General features: G+C 62.8%; 10 protein-coding genes and 1 CRISPR repeat array. All 10 genes read right to left on the reverse strand.

Going from position 1 to position 9,713, the window contains the following annotated elements:
- Positions 1–55 precede the first annotated feature (55 nt).
- Positions 56–954: direct repeats of the CRISPR family, unit length 32 nt; unit sequence GTTTCAATCCACGCGCCCGCGTGGGGCGCGAC.
- Positions 955–1,131: 177 nt separating this feature from the next.
- The gene (cas2, locus tag P8014_RS19495) at positions 1,132–1,422 is read right to left on the reverse strand and encodes a CRISPR-associated endonuclease Cas2 (protein WP_337818997.1); all 291 of its coding nucleotides are present in this window, start codon (positions 1,420–1,422) and stop codon (positions 1,132–1,134) included.
- Between the two features lie 10 nt (positions 1,423–1,432).
- Complete coding sequence (cas1c, locus tag P8014_RS19500) at positions 1,433–2,473, reverse strand: type I-C CRISPR-associated endonuclease Cas1c (protein WP_337818998.1); 1,041 nt, start codon at positions 2,471–2,473, stop codon at positions 1,433–1,435.
- A gap of 3 nt (positions 2,474–2,476) precedes the next feature.
- Positions 2,477–3,106 carry a CRISPR-associated protein Cas4 gene (cas4, locus tag P8014_RS19505; RefSeq protein ID WP_337818999.1) on the reverse strand — a complete coding sequence of 210 codons (630 nt, stop codon included), beginning with the start codon at positions 3,104–3,106 and terminating at the stop codon, positions 2,477–2,479.
- A gap of 21 nt (positions 3,107–3,127) precedes the next feature.
- On the reverse strand, positions 3,128–4,021 hold the full coding sequence (cas7c, locus tag P8014_RS19510) for a type I-C CRISPR-associated protein Cas7/Csd2 (RefSeq protein ID WP_337819000.1): 894 nt from the start codon (positions 4,019–4,021) through the stop codon (positions 3,128–3,130).
- Entirely contained in the window at positions 4,018–5,817 is a 1,800-nt protein-coding gene (gene cas8c, locus P8014_RS19515; protein WP_337819001.1) for a type I-C CRISPR-associated protein Cas8c/Csd1, read from the reverse strand. The genes cas7c and cas8c overlap by 4 nt, the downstream gene beginning before the upstream one ends.
- Positions 5,814–6,488: a type I-C CRISPR-associated protein Cas5c gene (cas5c, locus tag P8014_RS19520; RefSeq protein WP_337819002.1), complete on the reverse strand. Its 675-nt coding sequence runs from the start codon at positions 6,486–6,488 to the stop codon at positions 5,814–5,816. Before cas5c ends, cas8c begins: the two co-directional genes overlap by 4 nt.
- Positions 6,485–6,814, reverse strand: a complete 330-nt coding sequence (locus tag P8014_RS19525; protein ID WP_337819003.1) for a GIY-YIG nuclease family protein — start codon at positions 6,812–6,814, stop codon at positions 6,485–6,487. Before P8014_RS19525 ends, cas5c begins: the two co-directional genes overlap by 4 nt.
- A gap of 6 nt (positions 6,815–6,820) precedes the next feature.
- Positions 6,821–9,067: a CRISPR-associated endonuclease Cas3'' gene (locus P8014_RS19530; protein WP_337819006.1), complete on the reverse strand. Its 2,247-nt coding sequence runs from the start codon at positions 9,065–9,067 to the stop codon at positions 6,821–6,823.
- A gap of 2 nt (positions 9,068–9,069) precedes the next feature.
- Positions 9,070–9,447 carry a hypothetical protein gene (locus P8014_RS19535; RefSeq protein WP_337819004.1) on the reverse strand — a complete coding sequence of 126 codons (378 nt, stop codon included), beginning with the start codon at positions 9,445–9,447 and terminating at the stop codon, positions 9,070–9,072.
- Between the two features lie 14 nt (positions 9,448–9,461).
- Positions 9,462–9,713, reverse strand: a 252-nt coding sequence (locus P8014_RS19540; protein WP_337819005.1) for a hypothetical protein, incomplete at its 5' end; no start/stop codon positions are given.

Here is a 9,713-nt window from a genome sequence, read left to right on the forward strand (position 1 = left end):
CGCGCCCGCGTGGGGCGCGACGGTGCTCGATGAAGGCCTCGATCACGTCGGCACCGTTTCAATCCACGCGCCCGCGTGGGGCGCGACCTTGTATTCGTATGGCCTGCCCCGCTTCGAATTCGTGTTTCAATCCACGCGCCCGCGTGGGGCGCGACTTGGATCCTGGATCTCGCCATTCAGCAGTTTGCTGTTTCAATCCACGCGCCCGCGTGGGGCGCGACTTGCAGTAAAGAACGTGCGCGGCGGCGGCGAAAAGTTTCAATCCACGCGCCCGCGTGGGGCGCGACTTCGGCCAAGAACGCACCGAAGCTAATTACAAAGTTTCAATCCACGCGCCCGCGTGGGGCGCGACCACTTCGTCATGGCGCGACTTGTGATACTTGGAAATGTTTCAATCCACGCGCCCGCGTGGGGCGCGACTTCGACATAGCTGACGAATGGTGCAAATTTGGCATAGTTTCAATCCACGCGCCCGCGTGGGGCGCGACGGTCTTTCCATAGTTGCCCGCCTTGTCAAGCAAAAGTTTCAATCCACGCGCCCGCGTGGGGCGCGACTCGTGAAATTCAGATTTACAACCCGGCTACCGAAGTTTCAATCCACGCGCCCGCGTGGGGCGCGACCCGATTCGCACGTTCATTTAATTGCGAATATTCACGTTTCAATCCACGCGCCCGCGTGGGGCGCGACACCTAAATCTGGCGTTCTTCTTGCAACGTCTTGTGTTTCAATCCACGCGCCCGCGTGGGGCGCGACTCGCTTGTGTTTATGTTTGCGTCACAATGTGCATCGTTTCAATCCACGCGCCCGCGTGGGGCGCGACGAGTGTTTTCGGTGGTCGGAATCAGGTCGACATAGTTTCAATCCACGCGCCCGCGTGGGGCGCGACCTTTGAGCCATGGCCGTAGCAAGAGAGCGCACATTGTTTCAATCCACGCGCCCGCGTGGGGCGCGACAGGGGGAGCTTAAGCAATTGTATGAAGCAATAAAATCAGCACATTTCCGCGAAACCACGCACAAGAACACCGTCCCCGTTCGGGCAAAGCCCACAAGGCTTTAAAATAAACAATTAGATCAACGAATTATAAAATTGCGAACCTACCGTACTTTCAGCGGTAGCTTCGGGTTCGCAATCAGAAGATCAGCGGGCCATTGAGGTCCAGGGCAGCTTTGGCACCAACATGCTCAACCCGATGCTGCCAATTCTTGCCGAGATGGTAAAAACGCAGACTATCGCGAGAGGGGTCGATCAGATCCGTCAGTGTTTGTTTGAGCATTGTCCACTGCGCCGGATCAAGCTCGATCTCGAACACGGAATACTGTACCCGCTGACCATGATCGCGGCAGGCCTTGGCAACTCGACGCAGACGCCGCTCCCCACCCGGATCGCTCGTACTCACGTCGTAGCTGACGAGGACCATCATCGGATCGCCCTCATTTCCATAGGAACGGTGGGTAGGCTTCCAGATCGCCACGCAGGTGCCGTGCGAGCAATTGGGCCTGTACCGCGGGCAAAAGGCCGATTTCCAATTTTTCGTCGAGGAAACCGTGGCGCAATTCCTCGCGCTTGCGTTCCTGGTAAGCGGTCAGGACGACCTTGCGGGCATCGTCCTTCAGCGAAACGGCACCATTGTCTAGGGTAACGAAGTGGCGTTCACTCAATTGCTTTCGATTAAGCAACGACAAGGCGAGCCGATCCGCCAACAAGGGACGAAATTCTTCGACGAGATCGAGAGCAAGGCTAGGGCGACCCGGACGATCCCGATGCAGGAACCCGACCGCCGGGTCAAGACCGACTGTCTCGAGCGCCGAACGGCAATCATGGGTAGTCAGGGTGTAAAGGAACGAGAGCAGTGCATTCACGGGGTCGGTGGGCGGGCGGCGGTTGCGTCCATTGAAACGCAGCGCCGCACTGTCCGTCCGGATCATATGATCGAACACGCCGAAATAGGTTTGAGCGGCCTCGCCTTCCAGACCACGCAGCACGTCAGGGTCCGATTCGCGCAACAGCCTGTCGAGAATACGCCGCAGGCTTTTGCCCGCTTGCCCCAATGCCAAGCGGTCTCCCTCGTCCAGACGCGCCCCATGGTCGCGCAGAGCGCGGCTGACGACAACGCGCTGATTGTGCACCTTGCCGAGCAGCAGGTTGCGTACGATAGCCGCGCAGCGGGGGCGGTCGTCGCTGCGGTGGTATTGCTCCCGCCGCAGTAGAACATTGCCCGAAACAGGACCTTCGACGCGGGCCAGGAATTTTCCGTTGCTCGTCAGGTAGCACACACTGATGCCCTGCTCCGCGCAGTATCCCAGCAGCGGCGGGGAAACCAGCACGCGACCGATGCAAACCAGGCTTTCCAGCATGTGGGCCGGCAAACGGGCGCGTTCCGAGCCTTCGACCTGCATGACGATGTTCGCGCCATCCTTCTTGAGCCAGGCCCCTTCAGTGCTCACGTACAAGGTGTTGAGCTGCCGCCGCATGCTTCAGTCCTCGATCCGGATTTGTTTCTCCAGCCACTCCTGGACCCTGCCGGCGCGGGCGAGCACCCGCGGTTGGCAAAGATCGAGCAGCGAACAGGCATCGCAGCGTTTGGCGTCGTACGTCGCAAGAGGAGTCTTTCCGGAAAGAATCATTTCACGCGTCGCAACGACGGTATCCCGGGTCAAACGGCGCAATTCGGCGTCGAAGGATACGACTTGACGACGGCGGGTCTTGCCGTAGAACAAAGCGCCTTCCGGCACCCTGCAGCCGAACATCGATTCCAGGCACAAGGCCTGCGCGCATAGCTGAACCTGATCCGCCCGATGCGGTTTCGGCCGTCCCCGTTTGTACTCCACCGGATAGGGTGTATCGCCCGCATCGCCGGCATGGAACTCGACCACGTCGGCTACGCCCGCGATGCCCAGCTCCGGCGCGGAGACGGGCATCGCAGTAATGGTGCGCACGCCGTGGCGCTGCTCCACCGCGGGCTGATCGGCGCGCCCATGAAGAATGCGCCCTTCGGCCGTCTGGCGATTTTCCGCCCAAAGCCGCTCGATGTGGATCAGCGCGCACTGCCGCGGGCAGTACAGGTAATGCTGGAGCGCAGACAGCGGAACCGGGGTATCGTCCATACATCGCAACCGGGCGCTGCGTCACAGGTACTCGGTCATACGGACGCCTGGCGGCAGCGCGCCGGCGTCAACGGTGACGCGGTAGTCCGCGAAACTGCGCGCTGGCCCGTCATCCTCCGGCGTTGCGCGCTCGACTTTGACGCTTTCGAACAACACGTGCGCGGGTGCATCGCCCATCGGATGTTCGTGCTCGAACACGATCAGCTTGCGCGCCGCCATTTCGCCGCGGGCGGCCGAGCGATCGTGCTCGAACATATTGATCAGTGCGCGCCAGAGCAATTGCAGATCGTCTTCGGAAAAACCGGTACGTTCGGCCAGCTTGGCGGAAACGAAGCCATGGGCACGGTAGAGCCCGTAGGGCAGGATGTGCTTGCGGCCCATGGTGCGGTTGTCGCCGCTCTGGGCATCGGCTTCCTTCTTGGTCGTGACCGCCATCCGGGTAATGGAAATCTCCAGCGGCAACACCGGCTCGACCGAACTGGCGAAGGCCAGCTGCACCGGCCCGCGGACCTGTCCGGCGTTGACCCCGGTGGTCATCACCGCGCCGAAGGTACGCACGTCGAAGAAGTTGCCGCACATCCAGGCGGTAATCGACCTGGCCTTGGCTTCATCCTTCGGCAGTTTCTTGTAGGCGTCCTTGGCATCGGGCGGGATATCGAGCGCTTCCCAGGCCTTTTGATGCTGATCGTTGAGAATCGCCTTTTCCTGCATGTAGATCGCGTAGCCCGGCGCGTCCTCTTTTTCCAGCGCGACGAAATTGCGGATCTTGCGTTTCAGCGCCACGTCCGTCACCAGACCGCGGTTGGTCTCCGGATCGAGGCGCGGCAGATTGCCGGCGTCCGGATCGCCGTTGGGATTGCCGTTGGCGACGTCGAAGAGGTAGGCGAATTCGTATCGGTGGGCGATGGCGGTCATGACTGCGCTCCTTGCTCCTCGGTTTCGGTTGCCGCGTCATCTTCGGCGACGCGCTTGGTGTAGTGGGCCTGCGACTGGTGGTAATAGCCGATGGCGAAGCGCCCCTGATCCTCGATGCGCAGGCTGCGCGGGAATCGATCCGGCAGGCCGGCCACGATGTCGCGAATATCCTTTTCCAGATTCACCGCCTGCCCCGGCCGCTCCTTGCGCAGCTTGCTCAGATGGTTCTGCGTATTGCGCAGCAGCACCGGAAAAATCGAAGCCGGCGTGGCCGAAGCGGCGCCGTAATAGCGGTCGCGGATGGTCGCGTTGACCTGCCCGCCGAGCGCGCTGCGCTGGGCGTATTCCAGCACCGCGAACAGCCGCCCGAGCAGATAGCCCGGCTGGGTGGATTGCGTGTCGAGACTCACGGGGATCCCCTCCTGGGAAGATTGGGCGCGCAGATTGCGGGCAAGCACCGCCTTGCACAGCGCGACGCGAACGCCGGAAACGTCGCCGTCCGCGCGCATGCGCATGACGGTATTGGCCAGCAGGCTGCCGGGATAGCGGCCGCCGGTGAGGATGGCGCGCAGCAAATCGCCGGCAAGTTGGGGCGGAACATCCTCGCTCTTGGCGCGACCGTCGCGGGAGGGCGCCGTCGCGAGAGCGAGACGCCACACCGAAGGCGCAGTCTTCCAGGGCGAAGGGTCGAGATGCATGTCCGCGCGGTGCTGGGCGATGCGTCTGGTCAAGGTGTCCAGCGTGTCCACCAGCCAGAAACGAATCGACAGCCGCGACGCGTTGGGGGCGAGACCCAGCACGTACATGCGGGTGCCGTCGGCCAGACCCGGATCGATCTCGGCGAGCGGCCGGCCCCTGGCGACGCCATCGAGCACCTGCCGCACCCGTTCCGCTTCAGCACTGTCGTCGGGGGGCTTGTCCAGCAGATCGGCCAAGGTCAGTTCGGCATTCGTCGCCTGTTCCGCGTCATCGGCCTCCGCCCAGAACACCACCGTGGTGTCGCCGACCTGCAATCGCTGGCGATTGTGCTCGCCGCGGCGCAGCAGGTAGTTGAGCGCCGTCGTGTACGCAAAGGCGGCCCGTTCGGAAACCGGCGCGTTTTCGCCCTGGCTCTTGCCGTACGAGGTGAAAGCATCGAGGTTGAAGGAGACGATGGATGCCCCCGAACTCTGCGCTCCGTTGACGCCTTTGATGGCCGGATGCAAACGTGCGGCGGGAGCGGCTTCTCCGCTGACAAGACAAACCTCCGAAGTGTTGTCGCTGTCGGAAGCGGAAGCCAGAAGCCGGGCGCGAACCGCCTCGGCTGCGGGCCGTTGATGCAGATAAGCCTGCTCGCCGTCGAGCCGGAACACGAAGTTGGCGTCCAGCATGTCATCCCGGAACTCTTGAGCATCGAACCGATCCGGCGTCCATTTGCGCAGAAAGGCCAGCAAGGCTGCCAGCCCCGGATCGTCGGTACCGGCCAACGCCTCTTCGTGCAGCGCCTTGAAGGCCGCATGTTCCTTGTCGGCACGCTTGCTGCTCGCACTAACGCCCAGCACGTAGCTGGACTTGTCCCAGAGGAAATTCGATTTGATGCCGACCGTGCGCTTTTCCGGCTGCGGCACGTTCATCATCCGTGGATGAGGTTTCTTCCCTGTGGTATCGCGAACGTCCCGCACCTGCACGACCTCGCCTTCCGGCGAAAGCAGGATGGCATAGCTGATCTTCTCCGGACTATAGCCGTAAGGCGCGACGCCTTCGGTTTCGCGTTCCACCAAACGCTGGTAGTAGCCCGCCAATGCCTGCAGGATCATGCCTTGACCTCCGCCGCCTGCCAGGGCGGCACCTCGATCACGCCGTCGCACATCGCCGCGCGGAAAAAGCGCGGCGTCATGCCGTCGGCGAAGTCGATGTCGTGCAGCATCCAGCCCAGATCCTTCTCGCCGAGCAGTTCGGGCTCGACCGGCGGCAGCGCCGCGTCGTCCTCGATCAGTTCGAAGTTCGCCGGAAACTCCCGCACGCCGAGGCAAGGCATGTGGAAACACTGTCCCTTCCTCGCACGGCGGTTGAAGATGTCCAGATGCTTGCCGGCGTTGTCGTCGGGACCGGCCTTGGGCGTGAGTTCGAAGTGGGCTTCGATGACATAGGCCACGTCGCGCAAAACGGTCGCGGCGCGCTGCTGTCTATCCTCGTCCACGCAGGTGGCGAGCCCGGCCGTGCTGCCCGCCTTCATCGCCCTGGCGACCGACGCGGCGGAGAGCTTGCCGCCGACCTCGTTGCGCCTGATGGATTCGAAACGGATCGGCTTGAGCACGCGGATGCGATCGATCTGCCAGCGGATCGCCGGTTTCCAGTGAATCGCTTCCAGGATGCCCCGCGCCGCCGAGGGCGTTATGACGTCGTAGCTCACCCGTTCGACCTTCATTTCGGGGCGCGTGAAGCAGGCGCGTTCGCCCCAAACCTGCAGGCGGATACCAAAGCTCATGACTTCATATCCTCATCATGCCGGTCCGGTTCAATCGTAGACACTGGCTTATATTTCGGCCACCGGTTGTAACCAATTGCTGGATCATTAGCCCGATAAAGCCGAATCATCTCGACTTCCTTACGATTGACTTCCTTGTCCGAAGCCGAATCGGACTCCCATAAAATGGTGCGCCGAACAGTGAAATCCCTACGCTCATTCTCGCTAAAATCGTTGGCTATCAGGACACTGTCAGGGCTGCCAAAATACGCGATGTCATTTGTCAGATCTTTCCCGATGTAAATTTTCCCATTGGGGTAGGTGATCAAATAGACAATCTTTTTCATCACGAATCACAAGATGGTATTTCCAGCTTTTATAAATGTCGGATTATCCCAGCTTAGGCCGGTAACCACATCATAAATATCCTTATTGACCAGTTCCATGAATTGCTCACCCCACTTCTCCAACGCTACGGGTTGCACCGCGCCGACCTTGCACAGCGCGTCGTAAGCCGCTGGGGGCATCTGAACCAGATACGGCTGCAGCTTCCGCGCGAATCCGCCGCTTCGTTCCGCGTTACGCAATCCCTTCAATGTTTCCCGCGCATCGTCGTCGTACGGCACTATGACCGGCATCTGCCCGCTCTCGATCATCCGGAATTTCGCGGCGAGGGTTTCCATCGGCAAGCTGTCGATACCGTTCTCCCGGGCGATGCCGAGCAGATTGTGCGCATCCAGAGCCTCTCCGCCTTTCTGCCAGTACAGAAGCTCGAAATAGGCCTGTATCGCCGAGGGCGAAAGCGGATCGGTCCGGTATTGCGGCTGGCGGAGAATCTCCTGCGCCGCCTCGGCGAACTGTCGCAGCTCGGGCGGCGGCGCCCAGTCTTCGTTCGCGGTCGCGAACACCAGCACCTCGCTCGCGTCCACCGGCCATTCCTTGTTGCGGTTGCAGCGACCCGCCGCCTGGGCGATGGAGTCGAGACCGGCCTCGGCGCGCAGTACGGTAGGCAGAGAGATGTCGACGCCGGCTTCGATCAGGCTGGTCGATACAAGCCTGCAGGGTTCACCGCGTTCCAGTGTGCCGTAGATCTCCTTGAGCACCGCGCTGCGATGTTTTGCGCACATCAGCGTGCTGAGATGGCGAGCGCCGGGCAGGTCGGCGATCGACTGGTAGACGGCGCGCGCGTGGCGGCGGTTGTTGACGATGCACAGCACCTGCTCGCGTCGACGCAGCTCGTCGCTCAGGGTTTCGTCGTCCAGCACGCCGGCATGGCGGATGCGCACGCGCTCCAGTTCGCGAAACAGCCGCGGCGGCTCCGGGGCCAGTTCGCGCACGTCATCCAGGCCACCGGCGAATGCCGGCGCACTCAATGCGGGTTGGGTCGCCGTACAGAGCACGATACTGCTGCGATAGTTGCGCGCCAGTTCATCGACGGCGGCGACGGCCGGGCGCAGCAGCTTGAGCGGCAGGGTCTGGGCCTCGTCGAGAATCACCACGCTGTCGGCGATGTTGTGCAGCTTGCGGCAGCGCGACGGCTTCGCGGCGAACAGGCTTTCGAAGAACTGCACCGCGGTGGTGACGACGATAGGCGCATCCCAGTTCTCCATGGCCAGGCGCAGCTTCTCCCGCGCCTGGAAATGCTCGGGCTCGTCGCGCGGCGGCTTGGCGAAAAAAGCGCTGTGATGCTCCAGCACCGCTGCCTCGCCCAACGGTCCCAGCGCCTCCCGGAACACTCCGGCGTTCTGTTCGACGATGCTGGTAAACGGGATCACGAATATCACCCGGCGCTGACCGTAGCGTATGGCGTGGTCCAGCGCGAAGGCCAGGGACGCGAGCGTTTTCCCGCCGCCGGTCGGCACCGTCAGCGAGAACAGACCGGGATCGCACTCGGCCTGCCGCCGGACATGCCGGAGAATGCCGGCACGCACGCAATTGACCTCGGTATCGGCCTCGAACCGGGCCAGCCGTTCATCGAGGCGATCGCGCAAGGCATGAAGGCTCGGCACGGGCGCATCCCGGACCGAAGCGCGGCCTTCGAGTCGATCGTAATACGCCTCCGTATCCAGGAAATCGGCATCGACGAGACAGGAGAACAGCATGCGTGCGAGAAACGCGAACTGAAAACCGCTGCGTTCCCGGCTGTGCGGCTTCAGGGGAAGCGCCAGCGTCCGCTTGTCGGGCAAGTCGATTTCGCTGCGCCAATGGTCCAGCAGGGGCGGCAGGCCTGCGCCGCGCAGGCGATCCCGCAAAGCGGTGCGCTCGATGCCCTCCGCTCCGTTGGCCAGCCCGGCGTGATGGCCCGCGATGCCGTAGGCGAGCAGATGGCCCAATTGACCGTAGCGTTCCACGGCCAGGATCGCACCGTGCGTGGCATGATCGACCCGCACCGCATCGCCCGCGATCCGGCGCTGGAAGTCGTCGGTGTACTTGCCAAGGTCGTGCAGCAAGCCGGCAGCCCTGGCGGCCTCGGCCATGCCGAACCTGGCGGCGCGTTCGCCCGCCAGACGCCCGACATTGTGCAAATGCTCGGCGAGCGGCTGCCAGTCGCTGCGATTTTCGTCTGTGCCGGAATGCGCGAAGAAACGATCGGCCACCATGGTCACCCCGGTCTCGATCCACCGTCGGCGCCCGGTTGCGCACGCGCAATTTCCAAACGCCCGCGCTCCACCCGCCGGCGCAGCTCCTCGAAAGGCAGATCGAGTTCCACGATGATGTCGCCGAAAGCCGCGCACTGGCTGCTGTATTCCACGATCAACGCCCGCCATTGCGCCGGATCCTCCGCCGGCACGCCTGCATCGTCGCTCCCGTACGCCTTCGGCGGCTCCGGGAAGGACGGCTCGACAAGGCGGCGGTACTTATCCACCCGCTGGCGCAGCTCGTCTTCGGACAGCTCCAACTTTACGCATGCTTCACCCGCAAGCGAGCACAGCTTGAAGTACTCCTTGAACAAAGCCTCATATTCCGGGGTGTGTTCCATATCGGTCTCCTCTCTCATGTCTTGCCCTCCTTCGTCGGTTCGTCGCCCGGCCGCGGCGCAACGGGCTTGTTCCACCGCGCCAGTTCGGCGCCCTGCAGCGCCGCGCCGCCCACGCTCGCCAGCACTTCGGCCGGCCACTTCGGACGACTGCGCACGTGCGCAGACACCCAGCGCAGCAGCCCGAACGCCGCCGTCGCCGGCAGCAGCACCAGCGCCACCACCTGCCACAGCACCAGACCCGCATCGGCCGTGGCCGCGTTCTCCCG

Origin of the sequence: Acidihalobacter sp. (assembly GCF_037381185.1) — a bacterium.
GTDB lineage: Bacteria > Pseudomonadota > Gammaproteobacteria > DSM-5130 > Acidihalobacteraceae > Acidihalobacter_A.